The organism is Microbulbifer magnicolonia (assembly GCF_035117725.1).
In the GTDB taxonomy this organism is placed as follows: domain Bacteria; phylum Pseudomonadota; class Gammaproteobacteria; order Pseudomonadales; family Cellvibrionaceae; genus Microbulbifer; species Microbulbifer magnicolonia.
In genome coordinates this window covers 89,297-108,391 of sequence record NZ_JAYEFD010000001.1, presented here as the reverse complement: position 1 = coordinate 108,391, position 19,095 = coordinate 89,297, and the positions used below count along the sequence as shown (strand labels likewise).

At 59.5% G+C, this 19,095-nt stretch carries 11 protein-coding genes; 6 read left to right on the top strand and 5 right to left on the bottom strand.

The window, feature by feature from the left end:
• Window positions 1-11 precede the first annotated feature (11 nt).
• The 3 genes from RRF64_RS00475 to RRF64_RS00465 all read right to left on the bottom strand — a co-directional run bounded on the left by RRF64_RS00475 (window position 12) and on the right by RRF64_RS00465 (window position 3,138).
• Complete coding sequence (locus RRF64_RS00475) at window positions 12-1,043, bottom strand: isoaspartyl peptidase/L-asparaginase family protein (protein WP_323843865.1); 1,032 nt, start codon at window positions 1,041-1,043, stop codon at window positions 12-14.
• 238 nt (window positions 1,044-1,281) lie between these two features.
• Window positions 1,282-1,635, bottom strand: a complete 354-nt coding sequence (gene hdeA, locus RRF64_RS00470) for an acid-activated periplasmic chaperone HdeA (RefSeq protein ID WP_323843864.1) — start codon at window positions 1,633-1,635, stop codon at window positions 1,282-1,284.
• 804 nt (window positions 1,636-2,439) lie between these two features.
• Window positions 2,440-3,138, bottom strand: a complete 699-nt coding sequence (locus RRF64_RS00465) for a lipid A deacylase LpxR family protein (RefSeq protein ID WP_323845570.1) — start codon at window positions 3,136-3,138, stop codon at window positions 2,440-2,442.
• A 273-nt stretch (window positions 3,139-3,411) separates the two neighbouring features.
• Between RRF64_RS00465 and RRF64_RS00460 the strand changes: the two genes are divergently transcribed.
• The gene (locus RRF64_RS00460) at window positions 3,412-4,587 is read left to right on the top strand and encodes an efflux RND transporter periplasmic adaptor subunit (protein ID WP_323843863.1); all 1,176 of its coding nucleotides are present in this window, start codon (window positions 3,412-3,414) and stop codon (window positions 4,585-4,587) included.
• 12 nt (window positions 4,588-4,599) lie between these two features.
• Window positions 4,600-7,740 carry an efflux RND transporter permease subunit gene (locus RRF64_RS00455; protein ID WP_323843862.1) on the top strand — a complete coding sequence of 1,047 codons (3,141 nt, stop codon included), beginning with the start codon at window positions 4,600-4,602 and terminating at the stop codon, window positions 7,738-7,740.
• 182 nt (window positions 7,741-7,922) lie between these two features.
• On the opposite strand, the gene RRF64_RS00450 is transcribed toward RRF64_RS00455, so the two are convergent.
• Both RRF64_RS00450 and RRF64_RS00445 read right to left on the bottom strand, forming a co-directional pair.
• Window positions 7,923-9,275, bottom strand: a complete 1,353-nt coding sequence (locus RRF64_RS00450; RefSeq protein WP_323843861.1) for an McrC family protein — start codon at window positions 9,273-9,275, stop codon at window positions 7,923-7,925.
• Window positions 9,272-11,038, bottom strand: coding sequence for an McrB family protein (locus tag RRF64_RS00445; protein WP_323843860.1), 1,767 nt, complete (start codon window positions 11,036-11,038; stop codon window positions 9,272-9,274). Before RRF64_RS00445 ends, RRF64_RS00450 begins: the two co-directional genes overlap by 4 nt.
• Window positions 11,039-11,380: 342 nt before the next feature.
• Here RRF64_RS00445 and RRF64_RS00440 point away from each other — a divergent pair, with 342 nt between their 5' ends.
• Genes RRF64_RS00440 through RRF64_RS00425 form a run of 4 tightly spaced genes read left to right on the top strand, consistent with a single transcriptional unit; the run spans window position 11,381 to window position 18,966 of the window.
• Window positions 11,381-13,849 carry a type I restriction-modification system subunit M gene (locus RRF64_RS00440; protein ID WP_323843859.1) on the top strand — a complete coding sequence of 823 codons (2,469 nt, stop codon included), beginning with the start codon at window positions 11,381-11,383 and terminating at the stop codon, window positions 13,847-13,849.
• On the top strand, window positions 13,842-15,083 hold the full coding sequence (locus RRF64_RS00435; RefSeq protein WP_323843858.1) for a restriction endonuclease subunit S: 1,242 nt from the start codon (window positions 13,842-13,844) through the stop codon (window positions 15,081-15,083). Before RRF64_RS00440 ends, RRF64_RS00435 begins: the two co-directional genes overlap by 8 nt.
• A 21-nt stretch (window positions 15,084-15,104) precedes the next feature.
• The gene (locus tag RRF64_RS00430) at window positions 15,105-18,251 is read left to right on the top strand and encodes a type I restriction endonuclease subunit R (RefSeq protein WP_323843857.1); all 3,147 of its coding nucleotides are present in this window, start codon (window positions 15,105-15,107) and stop codon (window positions 18,249-18,251) included.
• The gene (locus RRF64_RS00425; protein WP_323843856.1) at window positions 18,244-18,966 is read left to right on the top strand and encodes a M48 family metallopeptidase; all 723 of its coding nucleotides are present in this window, start codon (window positions 18,244-18,246) and stop codon (window positions 18,964-18,966) included. Before RRF64_RS00430 ends, RRF64_RS00425 begins: the two co-directional genes overlap by 8 nt.
• Window positions 18,967-19,095: the final 129 nt, after the last annotated feature.

The following is a 19,095-nucleotide window of genomic DNA, read 5'->3' as shown; positions in this document are numbered from 1 at the left end:
GAAATCTAGCCCTACTCCGCGTCTTTGAAAATAGCCACCTGAGAGGGCTGGCTGCTTGAGCGACTGGCCCGGTACATGCCCTTGGTATTGAACGTCAGGGCCATGTTCCCGCTCGCATCCAGCACGATCACGCCACCGGTGCCGCCGACCGGCAACAACACGTTATTGATCACCTCGCCGGCCGCTTCGGTCACCGTTTTGCCCTGGTACTGCACCCGCGCGCAGATATCGGCCGCCACGTTGAAGCGGATAAAGTATTCACCGTGGCCGGTGGCGGAAACGGCACAGGAACGGTTGTCGGCGAAGGTGCCGGCACCGATCACCGGCGAATCGCCGATACGCCCGTAGCGCTTGGCGGTCATGCCGCCGGTGGAGGTGCCCGCGGCGATATTGCCGTCCCTGTCCAGCGCCACCGCACCGACGGTGCCCATCTTGAAGGGCGACGGCAGCTGCTCCACCGCCGCCTGGTAGTCCTTGTCCTGCTTCTGTTCTCTCTCTAGTTTTTCCTTGGCCTTCTGCAACTGCTCGAAGCGCTCTTTGCTGTCGAACTGCTTGTTGTCCACCAGCTTAACGCCGCGGGACTGGGCAAAAACCTCCGCCCCCTCTCCCGCCAGCATGACGAAGGGCGAATCTTCCATCACCATGCGCGCCAGGTTGATCGGGTTCTCGATACGCGTTACTCCGGCCACGGCGCCGGCCGCGCGCGTCTTGCCGTCCATAATGGAGGCATCCAGTTCGTGACGGCCGTCGTAGGTGTAGACGGCGCCCTTGCCGGCGTTGAACAGCGGGGAGTCCTCGAGCACATTGATGGCCGCGACGACCGCGTCCAGACTGCTGCCGCCCTTCTCCAGCACCGCGTAGCCCGAATCCAGCGCCTCGCGCAGCTTGTCGCGATAGGCCTGTTCCCGCTCCGGCGTCATTTTGCTCTTTTCGATAGTGCCGGCACCGCCGTGGATGGCGATCGCAATCGGACGCTCGGCGGCCTGCAGCGGTAAGCAGAAAAGGAGAGTGGCAACCAGCGTCGATAAGGTGATTTTTTTCATAGTTAGAACCCTTCATATTGCAACTGGGTCCCTTAATACCATGTTACGGGCACCCAAAAAAGTGGGCGCTTAGGCAGCATCCATTGACGGCTCCGGTCCGATGGGGCCGATGCCCGGCATGGGCGCAACCCCAGTCTGCGGACGAGGGGCGCGGCTTGACTGGATCCTAACAGCAGAACGAGCAGAAACGAGAAAGCCCGGTGTTAACCGGGCTCGCTTTTGACACTTGGTAACGGCGCTACATCTTCTCCTTCATTTTTCGCATTTCATCCTTGGTGTCCTTACCGACCTTGTGCCACTCCTCTTTAAACTTCTTCCAGAACGACTCCTTGGGCGCATTCGTACAGGCGGTAATGATCATCGGGGTGACTTTTTCGGTGCCGTCGATATCCAGCATCTCGGCTTCCGGCTTGCCGCGTTTTGAGTATGCAGTCGCCCAGTAGACCACCTTCGGCTTGTACTGGTCGTCGATTGCCAAAAAGTCTGCGCAGGTCCAGTCCTTCGCAGGCTTGTGCTTGTGCTTGTCTGCATAAACTGCCGTAGAAGCGACGCCGGCAATGAGCAGGGGAATTATGAAATGTTTACCTTTCACGGTGATTTCTCCAAGGTTTTTGGGGCACTGGCCCCGGGGGTGGGGTAATCGCGACAGTTAGAAAGCCGGGATCCGGCAGGCCAGCCAATAGCAGTAACCGAACGAAGCGGTATCAGGCAGAGCGATCTTTGGACATCTCGCCCAGGCACAGGTTATCGCGCACCCGCGCATTCTGCTCACTGGCCCTCGATATCAGCAACTTCGATTGGTCACCCGTTCATAATGGACACTTAATTCCCTAGAAAGAATAGACACCTTTTTCCTCTTCAAGGGTTTTGAAGACAATAAATCTCATCGATAAGTTATCGGGAAAAGAGCCTCACCCACGAAATCTTACGAGGGTTCCTTTTTATAGCGAGAGGAAATATCGCCGAGCGTTACGGTCACCAAACGATGGCAGCCAGCCCACGGAGACACTCGCGCCGGAATGGGCTCTATACAGCGGAGCTACAGGCATGCTGTACAGCAGCGTGCACGAATGGCCATCACTCTAACTTTTTCCTACGCTTACTGAATGATAAAGCCCGAGCTGAGCACGCGTTCTCTCGAGGCCGGGATTGTCGCAGTGGCAGTGAACCCCACTCACCACTCTGTCTATTACCTGGTCCCGCCGGGACTCACTGATCGCACATGCCTGCCAGCCAGCATTGCGCGCCAAACCCCTGGCCGTGGCTGCGATTGTGAACGCATTGCGCGTCGCGGCTAGCCGATGGCAATTCTGGCCCTGATCAGAAGCCCCGACGAAATTCGCCAGGTGGTATCGTGACCCGCAGGCTGGAACTTCTCTCTTTTAGAAGCGCGCTTTTAGAAACGAGCCGTCAATCCCAGCCCGGAAAAGGTGGCATTCTCGTATTGCCCGACAAACTCCCGCGAGCGCCGCGCATGGTACAGCGTCCATTGATAGCGGCCAGTGGCGAACGCGAGGCCGAAGCGCCACTCCCCTACCCTCGGCGCCTTCTCCACCGAGTGACTCTCCTTATCGCTGTTGCCATCCAGAAAAATATCCCTGGAGACAAAGCGCAGCTGCCAATCCGCAAACAGATGCCAGCCAGAATCTCCAGACGGCGCGCTGTAGTGCGGGGCCGCGGTCGCCGGCGCAACGCCGCTGATGCCGACACTGGAATTCAGCGCGCGTCCGAGGCGCAGCTCCACGCCAGAGACCAGCTGAGCCGTGATATTGCCCAGGCTGCCGCCCAGGGTGCCAGACATCTCCCAGTCGATCGCGGATTGTCCCAGCGGGCGGATATAGGCCCACTTCCTCGCGTAGCCGGCCAGCAGTGCGGGCTCGTCGCGCAGCTGGTTGTCCCAGCCGTTGACCGCATAGGTGCCGATTATTTCGTGTGTCCAGCGCTGCAGCCGCTCCGCGCCCGATGAGGGGCCGACAATGCCGGCGCTGATATCGAAACGCTCGACAACTTTCAGGTGATTCTCCGGCTCCAGCTGCGCGGCGATAAACGCCGCGCCCAGGTAGAGCCAGCCGGCATAGGGGCGGCCATCTTCCAGCAGCCGGGACTCGCCAAACCCATACCATCCTTTCCTGTCACACCATTCATTCTGGCGCCCAGCTTTTCCACCTCAATAAATTTTTATATATCCGCATCCAAATCCCGCCCCCAAGCGGTCAATGAAATCGTGGGCAACAGGCATCCACCGCTGATCCGGCTCTCTCCGGCTTCAGACCCATAGGCAACCTGCGGGTTTTCGTGATTCTATGGCGCCCACCCCGCACCAACGGCCGTCGTTGGCGAACTTCGCAAACCAGGCAAGATGAGACAAATGAAGAAAAAACACCTGAAAGCTGCTGCGCCGGTCATGGTACTCGCGCTGGGCTTTGGCATCGTACAATTGATGGCCGCGGCCAAACCGGCGCCAGAGAAAAAGGAAGAAGAGCAACGCCTGGTATCGCTGCTCTACGCCGAGGTCCGGGAAGAAGCCGTGCACCTCACGGTGGCAACCCAGGGTGAGGTCCGCCCCCACACCGAGATCGACCTGACGCCTCAGGTGGCCGGTCGCATCGTCGCCATCGCCGACAACTTCGCGGAGGGTGCCGGCTTCGAGCCCGGCCAGACGCTGATCCAACTGGATGACGCCGACTATCGGCTCGCCCTGGCCCGCGCCAAAGCCGGTGTGGCACAGGCCGAAGTCCTGCTGTTGCAGGCGCAGGCCGCGGCCACCATCAAGCGCCAGCAGTGGACCGCCATCAATCCCAACAGAGAGCCGACCCCGCTGCAGGTCAACCAACCCCAGGTGGCCGAGGCCGAAGCCAAACTGCGATCCGCCAAGGCCGAGCTCGCCGATGCGAAACTCAACCTGGCGCGCACCCAGATCAAACTGCCCTTTCGCGGCCGCGTGATCAGCCGCGACGTGGGCGTGGGCCAGTTTGTCACCGCCAACACCCCGCTGGGCCGCGTGTTTGCCACCGACCGCGTGGAAGTGCGACTGCCACTCACCGACTCCCAATTGCTGGAACTCGACCTACCCATGGGCTTCGTCGCCACCGACGAAAACCCCGGCCCGCAGGTAACGCTGGCGGCCCAGGTCGGCCGGGAACAGCGCCAGTGGCAGGGGCGCATAGTGCGCACCCAGGCGGCGGTGGACCAGCAAACCCGGTTGATTTACGCGGTGGCGGAGGTGAACGATCCCTATGGCACCGGCGCCAGCGATGGCGTGCCGCTGGCGGTCGGACTGTTTGTCACCGCCGAGGCGACAGGCGTGCAGCCACACTTGGCGCTGGTGCTGCCGCGGGAAGCTCTGCGCAGCGCCGACAAGGTGTACGTAATCGATCAGGACAACCGCCTGAATATCCGCACCGTGGAAGTCCTGTCCACCTCCGAAGACCAGGTCGTCGTCGCCTCCGGTGTCGCGGACGGCGAGCGGGTGGTTACCTCCACCATCGCCAACGTGGTAGACGGCATGGAAGTCCAGCCCATCACCCACCTGGCCCAGAAATAGCGGAGCGCGCCCATGAACAAATTGATTGAATGGTGGGCACGCAACAGCGTCGCCGCCAACCTCGCCATGGTGGGCATTTTCGTCGCCGGCATCATCGGTTTTGGCAGCATGGAGCGGGAGATGGACCCCCAGGTGCGCTTCCCGGGGCTGGAGATCCGGGTCTCCTGGCCGGGCGCCGCGCCACAGGAAGTCGAAGAGCAGATCGTCGCCCGCATCGAGGAGGCGGTCAGCGACCTGGACAACATCGAATGGGTCCGCTCGACATCGTCCGAGGGCCAGGGAGAGGTCTATATCCTGGCGGAGACCACGGTGGATTTCGCCCGCTTTATGAACGACGTCAAGATCCGTGTAGACGGCATCTCCTCGTTGCCGCGCGACATTGAACCGCCGCAGGTGCACCAGTGGGTGAACCGCGAAGAGTTTATCCGCGTGGCGGTGCACGGCGACCTGAGCGAGCGGGAACTGAAACGGCTGGCGGAACAGTTGCGGCGCGAAGTCGCCACCCTGCCGGCTATCTCGGTGGTGGAACTGTTCGGCACGCGCATGGAGGAAGTCTCCATCGAGGTCAGCGAGCTGGCGCTGCGCCGCTACGGCTTGACCTTCCAGGAACTGGCCGACGCCATTCGCAATAGCTCCCTCAACCAGTCCGCCGGCACAGTGCGCACCGAGGTGGGCAGCTACCAGCTGAAGGTGCGCAACCAGGCGGATACCGAGCGGGAGTTTGCCGATATCATCGTGCGCCAGACCGCCGACGGCGGCACCATTCGCGTCGGCGACGTGGCCACGGTGGTGGACGGCTTCGAAGACAACGAGATCCTCGCCACCCTGAATGGCGAAGCGGCGGTGCTGCTGCAGGTGATGAGCACCGAGACCATGGACATCGTCACCGCCTCCGAATCGATCCGCAAGTGGATCGACGAGCGCAGCGAATCTCTGCCCGCCGGCGCCAAGCTCACCCTCTGGACCGATAACGCCGAGGATTTCAAGGGCCGGCTCGACACCATCGGCACCTCCGCCTTGCAGGGGCTGATTCTGGTCCTGCTGGTGCTGGTGTTCAGCCTGCGCCCAAAAGTGGCCTTCTGGGTGGCGATGGGTATTGCCACCGCCTACGCCGGCGCCTTTGTGCTGCTGCCGAGTGTCGGCGTATCGCTGAACATGCTGTCGACCTTTGCCTTCCTGCTGGTGCTGGGGATAGTCGTGGACGACGCCATCGTGGTGGGCGAGAGCATCCACACCGAATCCCACAAGCCCGAACACCAGCACGCGGGCGGCGGCCTGAACGCCGCAGTGCTGGGCACGCAGCTGGTGGCCAAGCCGGTCATCTTCGCCGTGGTGACAACCATCTTCGCCTTCCTGCCGTGGATTTTTATCAGCGGTTCCACCAGCGAGTTCACCCGCCACATCACCTGGGTGGTGATACTCGCGCTGCTGTTCTCGCTGATCGAGTCGCTGTTTATCCTGCCGGCGCACCTCAGCAGTCAGAAGCCGCGCACAAAGCTCGGCCGCTTCGGGCGCCTGCAAAAACGCATTGCCGACCGCATCATCGATTTTGCCCAGAATCACTACCGCCGCATCGGTCAGTGGGCGGTAGAGCGCCGCTACCTGACACTGAGCATTTTTATCGCGGTGCTGATGATCGGCTTCGGTATGTTCGGCAGCGGCTGGGTCAAGAAGAGCTTTATGCCGGACATAGAGTCCGACCAGATCATCGTCAATGTCGTCATGCCCGAGGGCGCGCCCTACAGCCGCGCGCTGGAGGTGCTGGCACAGCTGCAGGATGCGGAGAAGCGCCTCGAAGAGGAAGTGAACCAGCGCACCGACGGCCAGGGCGTGCTGATCGAAAACTGGTATACGCGCTCCCGGCGCGACAGTGTGATTGCCATAGTGCAGCTGGCGCCACCGGAAGTGCGGGATATGTCGGCCAAGGATGCGGCCCTGCGCCTGCGCGAGCTGCTGGGCGATGTGCCGGATGCGAAAGAGGTCTCGGTGCAGTACGCGCTCAACGACAATGGCCCCGGCTTCGAGCTCTCCATCCGCCATCCGGACCTGGACATACTGCGCGCCGCCACCGCCGAACTGGAGACCCAGCTGCGCACTTATGAAAGCCTGTACGATGTGCGCAACGATCTCGAGGGTGCCTCCGAGGAGATCCGCATCGACCTCAAGCCCGGCGCGACCAAACTGGGTCTGACGCTGGCCGAGGTCAACCGCCAGGTGCGGCAGGCCTATTTCGGCGAGGAAGTGCAGCGGCTGCCGCGAGCCGGCCAGGACGTCAAGGTGATGGTGCGCTACCCGCTCGAGTCCCGCCGCTCCATCGAGAGCCTGAAGGACTTCCGCGTGCGCACCGCCGACGGCCGCGAAGTGCCGCTGCTGGCGGTGGCCGAGCTGGAGTATTCACCGGGTATCAAGCGCATCCAGCGCTGGAACGGCAACCGCGCGGCGCGCGTGATGGCGGACCTGAAGGACGATGTGCGCGGCGACATCATGAAGGACCTGGACGAGAACTTCTTCCCCGACTGGGAAAAACGCTACCCCGGCATCATCCGCGGCGCCGTGGGCCAGGCCGAGGGCGAGAAGCGCTTCATCCAGGAAGTGCTCGGCCTCTACACCATGGACTTCTTCGCCATGTACAGCCTGCTGGCGGTGGCCTTCCGCAGCTACTTCCAGCCGATACTGATCCTTGTAGCCATTCCCTTCGCCTTCGTCGGCGCCATCTTCGGCCACGGCGTAATGGGGATGACCATGGCCATCTTCAGCTATTTCGGCATAGCCGCGGCCGCGGGCGTGGTGGTCAACGACAACCTGGTGCTGATGGACCAGTGCAACCGGCTGCGCGACCAGGGCATGGAGCCCAAGAAGGCGATTGTGGAAGCCGGGGTATCGCGCTTCCGCCCCATCCTGCTGACCACGGTCACCACCATTGTCGGCCTGCTGCCGATGATGCTGGAGCGCAGTATTCAGGCGGCCTTCCTGCAGCCCATCGTGGTGGCACTGGCCTTTGGCGTGTTTGTGGCTTTCTTTGTCACGCTGTTGCTGGTGCCGGCGCTTTATGGGATTGGGGTGGATATCAGTGCGCAGGCGGCGCGGCTGCTTGGCCTGGTGAAGTCCTATCTTAATGGGGCGACTCGGAGCACCACTGCCGCTGCGGAGTAATCGAGCACTATGGGTTGGGAGCGCAGGAGAGTTAACCCCTATCCACAAAGACGCTAACCGGAATGGCCCGACTTATAGTCGGGCCTTTCGTTTAATGACAAAGGCTGAGGCATTCAGATTTCATCTAGTGGCGGAGTGAAGCGCTTTCGCACTGCCACCCATTGCCAGCCGGCCCATCTCTATCAGCTAGCAACGGCTTCAAATCTAGCGGATTGATTCAGGCGGCCGCGCAGACCGGGAAAATGCTCCAGCCACTCGCCCGGCACCAGCTGCCGCTGTTTCAGGTCGAATGGCAGCACCCACAGGTGCAGTCGTTCGGAAAAACTGAAGCGAGGCAAAGCGGATTTGAACTGTGCGTGTGCGGGAAATATCAGTGCCATATGCCCCTCACCGCGCATATATTTCTGGCCATAGGCGTAGAGCTGATACATATCCCCCTGACTCAGCTTGTACTTGGCGTCGCCACTGGCCAATTCGCTATTTAGCAGTTTCCACTTAGTATCCATTACCGCGAATCGCACTCGCTCCGGCCCGGCTGTCCGTGATTCCAGCAGCAGGTCGGGCTTCAGCTGAAACCAGCTGCATTCACTGACTGCACCATCGGGCCGGTGTTTCAGCAGGTACCTGTCGCGGACCTGTGCACGCAGGCGGGCGCTCGGCGCCAGCTCCCGGCTCAGGCTGTCGGCCACATAGCTTTCAAACAGCCGCTCCATCGGGAACAGCAACGCGATACCGCGGTGATTGCCCTGCTGGAAGCTGGGGTTGAGCTTTTCCAGAATCAGCTGGCACCAGGGCTTAACAGCGTCGTATGCCTGCATCAGCTTGCCGGCCTGCCACTTGGGCAGTTCTGTCAGTGGCTCGCGGCAGGGCTCTATCTCGACCAGCTGGTGGGCCAGCTCGTTGGCAAGCCGCCAGTTGTCGGGGTTGCCGGTCATTCTGAGCACATAGTCGAGTGCGGTTTTCAGCAGCCGGTTTTCAATACGCTGGGGACTGTAGATATCGTGGCGGATATGGAACCAGGTGGCGCGATCCGGGGTCTGGCGGCATTGCCGCGCCAGGTCCAGCTGACCTCGGATAAAGCGGCTCTCCTCCTCCACCCGCTGGTAGTCGAAGCGCAGGCCGCGGCGCACCAGCTGGCTCAGGTGGTCGAGAAACTGGGCAAAGATCCACTCGTGCAGCGGCGTGTGCATTCGGCGCAGACTGGCCGGCCCGGCCTCGCGCGGCTTGATGTGCAGACTGGTCGCGAGCATCTTCTGCAATAGCTGCCGGCTCTCGCACATTTCCTCCGGCGAGGGCAAGTGCCGATGGATCTTCGGCAGTATCTCGATGCTCTCGCCGCTGGGGCTCTGCAGGAAGCCGACGTAGCTTCGAAGTTTTACGCTGTGGCGCCCGCTTTCGTACAACAACTTACCTTGCTGGCTCTGCTGCAGCTCCAGCAACCAGTTCAGGGTTGCAGCCGAAACAATGCCCAGGTCGATGCTCGGCGGCCCGTCCGCTTTACAGCTCAACGTCGCGTATTCGCGGACCTGAATCATGCTTCGGTGGTTTCCGCTTCTAGCGCGGTAGACGTCGCTGTGGCATTGCGACTGCCAGGCATAATGCCGGTGTACGCGCCGGCGCGGCCGAATGCCGTGAAGTTTACGTAATAGCGGCGGTCGCTGATCTGCTCTGCCACATCCGCGCTAAACAGGCTGTCGCGATTTAGTGTACCGCCAGCACGGATAAAGCGATCGACCTCAGGCTTGTCGTTGTCATTCAATACCCAGCTGATGCGCTGCCAGTCGTCGAAGAAGTATTCCTGCAACAGCGGCAAGACCTGCTTCTCAAAAATCCACTGCAACTTTTTCTCGCGATCTGCCATGTCGGAGATTTTTTTCAACGGTAAAAGGTAGCTGTGGCCTATCAGGTGGTCGCGATCCAGCAGCACCTCGATGCGCTGATTGATCACTGCCAGCATTGCCCCGATATTGACACCATAAATGTGCACGTCCGAGAGCGATTCCGGCTCAGGAGGCATTTCGATAAAGCTGAAACGGCGACGCAGGGCCAGATCAAGTTGCGCCAGCGACTTGTCGGCGGTGTTCATGGTGCCGATGACGTAGACATGATCCGGAACCGAAAAAGGATCTTTCGAGTAAGGTAGTATCACCTCGCGAGCGTCATCGGCTCCCCTCCGCTTCTCTGGCTCCAGCAGAGTGATCAACTCTCCAAAAATGCGAGAGATATTACCGCGATTGATTTCATCAATGATCAATACATGGGGGAGCGGCTCTATTTCGCTGCCATCTACGGTGCCGCACAACTTCTTGAATATCCCGTCCTTAATGGGATAACGAAGTGCACCATGCCCGTCGTTTTCAGCGCGAATTCCTTCGATAAAATCTTCGTAGGAAAAGCTCTGGTGAAACGTGGTGAAGACAACCCGCTTTTCAGCAACCAGCTCATCGTAGCGCTGCTTGAGCGCGGCACGGGATGGAGCGCCGTCGCCGGCAGCGGATTGCGCGGCGCACCAAATGGGGTCCGCTATCTGCACTGCAAGGCTAGTGGTTTTATAAGTCTTTCCCGTGCCGGGAGGGCCGTACAGTATCTGATTCAGTGGAAATGGGTCGGCTTCCGCCGTTCCAGCTGGTTTAATCAAGGGCTCGTCACTCGCCGCATTGGTGTCCTCAAACCCCTGCGGATTGCTTTCCCGGTCCAAGCGCCAGATGACAATATTGGTATCTATATCATCAAAGTTTTCCGGTCTGAGGCGGTTGACGGCGCTCTTCAACGCGATGTTGGTTTGCAGCCAGTTCGCCATCTTTTCCGAAAAATCGGTGCCACAGCGCTCATTGATTTGATTGATAAGTTTCTTGAACGCTTTGGAGGCCACCGCGGTTGTGCACTTGTCTGGATGTATCGCGGCAAAGACGCGGTTGACGACTGCACGGAGCACGCCCCCCTTGATTTGCTTGCGGGCACTGAATTCCTGGAATTTGGCAATAGCGGTTCGATAGGTATCTTCGGAGCAGCCGGCTAGTATTTGCTTTGTGAGTTCCCGCAGTTCCTCCTTGATTTGCGCGAACGTGTCCTCGGCTATCGCACCCGTCTTAATATCGGCCACTCCATTACTTCTCGTGTACCACAAATCCCTGAGCAGCTCGTCGGATATTTCACCACTGTTTCTCGCCCCAGCGATTCTCTGCACGAGTGCGGAATATCGCTCTTTCCAACGAATTCTGTTATGCAGGAATTCATTTTCCGTGGAGCCAAATATGATTGCCAGAGAACTGATATCTGCCTGAGTACCTGGAGGCATGGGTCAATTCTCCCTGCTGCTTGAATGTGGCTGCATCGGTGTGCGGGTTCTTCTGATCATCAGCTGCTTCCTCAGAGCTTTCTCTTCTTGTTACAGGCAGTCCATTTGTTTAGCAGAGGACTTCTCTATTGGCCAACAGAGCCTGACGGCCATTCGAACCTTTTCGGGCCCACCCCGCCGATACCCTGCCCAGCCAGGCGTTAAAGAGCCGGTCTCTTCACGATAATTCCGCCACCGATATCGCCGACCGTCTGCTAATCTCAACGGCTGAGTTTGCATAGCGGTACATATAACTGAAACAAGGAAAGACTGGCGCACAGCCCACCATAATGAGGACCGCATATGAGCGACGCACGCAAGCGCGACCTGATTTGGCACCTAAGTCATAAGACACTGCGAAACATCGCCGCCAGCTGTGAATTGTCAGTTCGCGCCAACGCCAGCCAGGATTCACTGCAAGCCGCGATTCTGGTCGAGAGCGACGTCGGGCTGCGGGAAATGCTGCCATTCCTGGCGCGGCCCGAACTAAAGCTGGCGTGCGAACAGGCCGGCTTGAGTAGCGACGGCAAGAAGGCCGAACTCCGCACCCGGCTCGAGAGCCAGCTCGAAATCGACGCAATGCCGCTGCTCAGCGGTGCCGCCCTGTCCCGCGACGAGCTGCTGCGCGCCCTGAGCCGCAAGACGCTGAGAAAGGTGGCGGATGCCCTGGAGATTGAAGTCCGGGCCAACGCCAGCGAGTCCAGCCTGCTCGAGGCCCTGGAGCACGGCGAGGGCGCAGACCTGCCTGCCCTGCTGCCGCATATGAGCCGGCCCGAGCTCAAGACCGCCTGCGGCCTCGCCGGCATCAGCGAGCGGGGCAACAAGCCCGAGCTGCTCACCCGCTTGCAGGTATTTATTGGCGCGCAGAATCGAGCGCCAGTAGAATCGGGCCATACCCCTGCGCCGGCCACCGAGCGGCGCTCAAATAATAAACAAGCGCACCCGAACAAAAAACAACCAGGTTCGCCGGCCGCCGATTGCGTGCCGGAGGTGCCGACCGGGTTAGAAAGTAGTCAACTCCACCAGAATTACAGTGAAAGCAGTTCCATGAATTCAGCACTCACCCTCCAGCAACTGGAATCCTTCCTGTGGGAAGCCGCCGATATCCTGCGCGGCAATATGGATGCCAGCGAGTTCAAGGATTACATCTTCGGCATGATGTTCCTGAAGCGCCTGTCCGATGCCTTTGAGGAAGCCCAGGAGGGCGTGATCCAGTATTACCTGGACAAGGGCAAGACCGAGGACCAGGCGCGCGCGCTGGCGAATGACGAGGACGAGTACGACAAGACCTTCTTTATCCCCGCCATCGCCCGCTGGGAGCACCTGAAGGACCTGAAGCACGATATCGGTGCCGAGCTGAACAAGGCCACCGAAGCCATCGAAGAGTACAACCCCTCATTGGAAGGCGTGCTGGTCAGTATCGACTTCAATATCAAGAACAAGCTGTCAGACAAGAAGCTGCGCGACCTGCTCAGCCACTTCAGCCAGCACCGCCTGCGCAACAGCGACTTCGAGCGCCCGGACCTGCTGGGCACCGCCTACGAATACCTGATCAAGATGTTCGCCGACAGCGCCGGCAAGAAGGGCGGCGAGTTCTATACCCCGTCCGAGGTGGTGCAGCTGCTGGTGGCGCTGCTGGAGCCCCACGCCGGCATGCGCATCTACGACCCCACCGCCGGTTCCGGCGGCATGCTGGTGCAGACCCGCAACTACCTCGCCAGCCACGGCGAGAACCCGTCCAACCTGTCGCTGTTCGGTCAGGAGATGAACCTGAACACCTGGGCGATCTGCAAGATGAACATGTTCCTGCACGGGGTCTACAGTGCGGACATCCGCAAGGGCGACACCCTGCGCGAACCCCAGCACACCCAGGGCGGCGAACTGATGACCTTCGACCGGGTGATCGCCAATCCGCCCTTCAGCCTGAAGAAGTGGGGCAAGGACGAAGCGGACAACGACGCCTACGGGCGCTTCCCCTACGGCACCCCGCCGAAGGACGCCGGTGATCTGGCGTTCGTGCAGCACATGATCGCCAGCCTGAACGCCGAGGGCATGATGGGCGTGGTGATGCCCCACGGCGTGCTGTTCCGCGGCTCCAGTGAAAAGGCGATCCGCCAGGGCATCCTGGAAGACGACCTGCTGGAAGCCGTGGTCGGCCTGCCCGCCGCGCTCTTCTACGGCACCGGCATCCCCGCCTGCCTGTTGATCATCAACAAGAACAAGCCCGCCGAGCGCAAGGGCAAGGTGCTGTTTATCAACGGCGAGCTGGAATTCGAGGAAGGCAAGAACCAGAACAGGCTGCGCCCGCAGGACATCGACAAAGTAGTCAATACGTTTGACGACTTCGCCGAGATCAAGCGGTATTCCAAGGTGGTCACCCTGGCTGAGATCGCCGAAAACGACTGGAACCTGAATATCCGCCGCTATGCGGATACCTCCCCGCCGCCGGAAATTTTCGATGTGCGCGCGATACTGCACGGTGGCGTACCGGTGCGGGAGGTGGAAAGCGACTATATCCGGGAGGAAATTCTGGAAGATTTCGACGTATCCGCCGTGTTCGTGACGCGGGACGGCTCCTACTACGATTTCAGGTCGGAAATCGACAGCAAGGAAGCCATCCGTGAAGCCGTCGGTGATGCCGATGCCAAGGTGATCAGCCAGCTGGAACGCTGGTGGGACAAGTACCGGGTATCACTGAACGAACTGGATGCGCAGGTGGCGGAAGCGGAAGGCGTGATGAAGGGCTACCTGAAGGAGCTGGGCTATGAGTAGCGCGGCGGAATTCCATTGGGATGAGATGATTCCACTGGATGACCTTGTGGTGTCCGGGAATGTCAAACTTGGACGGGGAAATGTTATTTCCAAGATTGACATCCGGAACAATCCCGGACCATTCCCCATCTATTCATCATCCTCGAAAAACGAAGGGAAGATGGGTGAGTATGGGGAGTACATGTTTGATGAAGAAATGATTTCATGGTCAGTGGATGGTGGTGGTTACTTCTTCTACAGACCCAAACATAAGTTTTCCGTGACTAATGTATCGGGCTACATGCGTCTGAGTGCTGACTGGGACTACCGGTTCACCGCATACTCACTTCAGTTTCAACATGAATATTTTTCTTTTGATTACCAAACAAAGGCACATCCAAGTGTTATCCGCGAGTTCTATTTATTCCCCAAAGTGCCCATTTTCGAACAACAAAAGATCGCCAAAATTTTAACATCCGTTGATAAAGTCATTGAAAAAACACGCGCACAGATCGACAAGCTGAAAGACCTGAAAACCGGCATGATGCAGGAGCTGTTGACCAATGGGATAGGTCACACCAACTTTAAACCGATACCCAAATGGACGACGGGTAAAATTCCGGATCTTCAAACCATGCCAGCTTCATGGGAGCTGGTTAACTTAACCTCAGTTGCGAAGCTGGAAAGCGGCCATACACCAAGTCGAGACAATTCAGCTTACTGGGACGGGGCAATTCCATGGCTCTCGCTTCATGACACGAAGAACTTGGCCAACCCAATCCTGTCAAAAACTGTATATTCAGTTACACAAGAGGGCATTGACAATTCGTCAGCGAGAGTTCTCCCAACAGGCACAGTAGCGTTTTCCAGGACGGCTTCAGTTGGAAACTGTGTGATTTTAGGCAAAGAAATGGCAACAAGCCAAGATTTTGCCAATTATATCTGTGGCGACCGGATCAATAACCGATTTCTTCTTCAGCTCTTTAGATGGATGCAACATGTGTGGAGCGCGCTATCTGAAGGAAGTACACACAAAACAATTTATATGCCTGTATTCAAAAAGCTACAGATTCTGCTGCCGCCTATTGATGAACAAATCACTATTGCGGAAATGGCAGATCGGATCGACCAAAACATAAAGGCCAAGGGCGATAAGCTTCAGTCATTGATTGATATAAAGAAGGCTTTAATGCAAGACCTGCTCACCGGCAAGGTCAGAGTCAAAGTCGAAGAAAAGGAGCCAGTGGTTGCCTGATTGACCGGCACCCGTCCCGCTATGCACTTTCAGGATGAAGTCGAGAAAGTCGAACTGCCCGCGCTTGAACAGCTAAAGCGGCTGGGCTGGACCTATGCGCCCGGAGCCAGCCTTGCCCCGGCACTGCCCACCGCTTGCGCGTCGGAAGGCGAACGTGCCTATTACCGGGACGTGGTGCTGGTAAAGCGGCTGGAAGCCGCCCTGCGCCGCCTGAACCCGTGGATCAGCGAGGAAAACCTGCGCAAGGTGATGCGGGAGATCACCCACCCCAATTGCGCGGGCCTGATGGAATACAACCACGCCATCTACCAGCTGCTGGTCAACTACCTGTCCGTGGAACAGGACCTGGGCAAGGGGCGCAGGGGGCAGACGGTCAGGATCATCGACTTCGACGAACCCGCCAACAACGAATTCCTGTGCACCAACCAGTTCAAGGTGGAGGGGCTCAACCAGAACATCATCCCGGATATCGTCTGCTTCGTGAACGGCTTGCCGCTGGCGGTGATCGAGTGCAAATCTCCGTACATCGCCGACGCGGTGGGCGAAGGTATCAACCAGTTGCGCCGCTACGCCAACCTGCGCTACCCCGAAGCCGACGAGGGCGCGCAGAAGCTGTTCTGGTACAACCAGCTGATGGTGTCCACCTGCCGGGACCAGGCCAAGGTGGGCACCATCAGTTCCAGCGCCCAGCACTACGGCGACTGGAAGGATGCCTATCCGCTCAAGGATGCCGATATCTGCGACAGCCCCTTCAGTGCGGGCGGCAAGTATGAGGTGCGCGAAATGGCTTCGCCGGTCTGCTATGCCGGTGAGTTCGCCGCGGTTGAGTTCAGGGAAACAGCGCCGGTCACGCCGCAACAGCGGCTGCTCGCGGGCATGTTCAGCCAGCGCAACTTCCTCGACCTGATCCGGAACTTCATCATCTTCGAGGCGGTGGACGGCCGGCTGATCAAGAAGGTTGCCCGCTACCAGCAGTACCGCGCGGTGAACAAGGTCATCGACCGCCTGAAACGCGGCAGCACGCGCAAGGACAAGTCCGGGGTGGTCTGGCATACGCAGGGGTCGGGCAAGTCCCTGACGATGGTGATGCTGGCGGTGAAAATGCGCCGCGACCCCGAGCTGCAGCAGTACAAGCTGGTGTTCGTCACCGACCGCACCCAGCTGGACAGCCAGCTGTCGTCCACTTTCCGCGATGCCCAGCATGAAACCGTCTACAACGCCGCTTCCGTGGCGCAGCTGAAGGAACTGCTGCGCAAGGACTCGTCCGACATAGTCACCGCCATGGTGCAGAAGTTTCAGGATGCGGAAGCCGAAGGCGATTTCGCCGACCTGAACCCCAGCGACAAGATCATCGTGCTGGCGGATGAAGCCCACCGCACCCAGTTCGGCAACCTGGCGGCCACCATCAACGCCGCCCTGCCCAATGCCCCCAAGATCGGCTTCACCGGCACGCCGCTGCTGAAGACCCAGAAGATGGACCAGGCCTTCGGCGGCTACATCGACCAGTACAAGATCAACCAGGCCGTGGAAGACGGTGCGACCGTGCGCATCATCTACGAGGGTCGGCAGGTGCAGACCGATGTGGTCGGAGATTCGCTGGATGCGCTGTTCGAGGAATACTTCAGCGAATACAGCGAAGAGGAAAAGCGGGAGATCAAGAAGAAGTACGGCGTGGAGCGCGCCGTGCGCGAAGCCCCTGCGCGCATCCGCTGGGTGTGCATCGACCTGCTGAAGCACTACCGGGAGCACATCCAACCGAACGGCTTCAAGGGCATGATCGTGGTCGGCAGCCGTTACGCCGCCACCGTATTCAAGAAGACCCTGGATGAACTGGGTGCACCGCCGTCCGAGGTGATCATTTCCGGCAAGCACAACGATGAACCTATATATGCGCCCTATACCAATGCAGCGCAGCACAAACAGGTCATCCAGAGCTTCACCAAGCCGCTCGGTACCGACAGGGACAAGCAAGACCCCACCGCATTCCTGATCGTCAAGGACATGCTGCTGACCGGCTTCGATGCCCCCATCGCACAGGTGATGTATATCGACCGCAGCCTGAAGGACCACACGCTGATGCAGGCCATTGCGCGGGTCAACCGCACCTGCTCGTCACCCAACGGCAAGGGGGCCAAGCAGGCGGGCTTTGTGGTGGACTACTATGGGCTGTCCGACCACCTGACCGAAGCCCTGGAGATGTTCAGCAGTGAGGACGTGGAAGGCAGCTACCATTCGCTGAAGAACGAGATCCCCAAGCTGAAAGCCGCCCACACCCGCGTTGCCAGTATCTTCAGCGGTGTGAAGGGCGATGACATTGACGATTACGTCCTGTTCCTGAAGGGCGAAGATATTCGGCAGCAGTTCGAACTGGCATTCAAACGCTTCGCCAAGCAGATGGACGTGATCCTGCCGGACGTCGCCGCCAGGCCATTTGTGCCCGACCTGAAGTTCTGGGGCAAGGTGCAGAACGCCGCGCGCAACCGCTACCGCGATCCGGGGCTGAATATCAGCGACGCCGGGGAAAAGGTGCGCAAGCTGGTCGAGGACCACATTGTCAGCACCGGCGTGGACCCGAAGATACCGCCAGTCGACCTGATGGACGCCAACTTCAAGGAATCCGTGGAGCAGATCAAGTCCCCGGAGTCCCGCGCGTCCGAAATCGAAAGCGCGATCAAGCACCATATCACCGTGAACCTGGATGAGGACCCGGAGTACTACAAGTCACTGAGCCTGCGCCTGCGGGATATCATCGAGCGGACCGCCGGCAAGTGGGAAGAACAGGTGCAGCTGTTGCTGGCATTTGTGCACAGCATCGAACCCGACCACAGGCAAACGGCGGAGGGCCTGGGACTGTCGCAGACCGAACTGTCCTTCTACAACATACTGCTGAAGGAAGTGACGGACGCCCGCGGCGATGATCTGTTGGGCGAGGACGTCCACGAGGAAATCAGATCCACCACCCGGGCACTGGTCGCCATGTTCGACGAAGCCACCCGGATCGTGGACTTCTTCCACAAGCCGGATGAAGTAAAGCGCATGAAGAAGGCGATCAAGCGCGCCATCCTCGAAACCTCCTTCGATGACACCCACGTGATCGGCGCAGTACAGGACCGTTTTTTGGATCTGGCACAGGTGAAATTCAAGGAAGCCGTGAACACGCATGCGTGAAGGTATGGCTACGGGCCCCGAATACATCGACGGCAATGGCTTTATTGCCGAGGTCATTCGCACCGGCCGGAGAAAATCCGCCGATATCCGGGTGGAGGAAGGCGCCGTGTCTGTGGTGGTACCACTGGAACTGCCCACCGACCGGATTGCGCAGCTGTTAGCCAGCAAGCGTCGCTGGATCAGGGAAAAGATCCACCTGCACGGCGAATCCCGGCCGGCCAATACCCGGCAGTACGTCTCCGGAGAGGCTTTCCCCTACCTGGGGCGCAACTACCGGTTGAAGGTCCAGCGCGGCCCTTTCGAGCCGGTAAAGCTGCTGCAGGGCAGCCTCGTGGCCACCCTGCCCTACGGCACCGAACAACCGCATATGGTGCGCAATGCCCTGGTGCGCTGGTACAAGCGCCAGGCGCAGTCGAAGCTCCAGCAGAAGGCTGCGCGCTATGCGGAGCTGATCGGGGTAAAGCCCGCGTCCGTCGGCGTGAAGACGTTCAAGAGCCGCTGGGGCAGCTGCAGCCCCAGCGGACACATCGATCTCAACTGGTGCGTCGTCATGGCCCCCAACCGGGTGGTGGACTATGTGGTGGTACACGAACTGTGCCACCTGATCCACCACGATCACTCGGCGAACTTCTGGCGGGAGGTGGAGCGCCATATGCACGACTTTGCCGAGCGGAAAGCGTGGCTGAAGCAGAACGCCAGCCGACTGTCTTTCTAGGAAAGTTGACTCACCACTCACTTTGCCGACAGCCTTTGTGGCATGGGGCATTTGCCGGCAGGATCGATTGAGCAGGCCAAGGCGTTTTTGCCCCTGCGGGCTCGGCGCATGGCGCCTCGGTCTTAACTC

What these genes read in the sequence shown, in the direction of transcription:
- RRF64_RS00475 (WP_323843865.1), bottom strand. Translation starts at nt 1,043, where the DNA reads ATGAAAAAAATCACCTTATCGACGCTGGTTGCCACTCTCCTTTTCTGC.
- RRF64_RS00460 (WP_323843863.1), top strand. Translation starts at nt 3,412, where the DNA reads ATGAAGAAAAAACACCTGAAAGCTGCTGCGCCGGTCATGGTACTCGCG.
- RRF64_RS00455 (WP_323843862.1), top strand. Translation starts at nt 4,600, where the DNA reads ATGAACAAATTGATTGAATGGTGGGCACGCAACAGCGTCGCCGCCAAC.
- RRF64_RS00450 (WP_323843861.1), bottom strand. Translation starts at nt 9,275, where the DNA reads ATGATTCAGGTCCGCGAATACGCGACGTTGAGCTGTAAAGCGGACGGG.
- RRF64_RS00445 (WP_323843860.1), bottom strand. Translation starts at nt 11,038, where the DNA reads ATGCCTCCAGGTACTCAGGCAGATATCAGTTCTCTGGCAATCATATTT.
- RRF64_RS00440 (WP_323843859.1), top strand. Translation starts at nt 11,381, where the DNA reads ATGAGCGACGCACGCAAGCGCGACCTGATTTGGCACCTAAGTCATAAG.
- RRF64_RS00435 (WP_323843858.1), top strand. Translation starts at nt 13,842, where the DNA reads ATGAGTAGCGCGGCGGAATTCCATTGGGATGAGATGATTCCACTGGAT.
- RRF64_RS00430 (WP_323843857.1), top strand. Translation starts at nt 15,105, where the DNA reads ATGCACTTTCAGGATGAAGTCGAGAAAGTCGAACTGCCCGCGCTTGAA.
- RRF64_RS00425 (WP_323843856.1), top strand. Translation starts at nt 18,244, where the DNA reads ATGCGTGAAGGTATGGCTACGGGCCCCGAATACATCGACGGCAATGGC.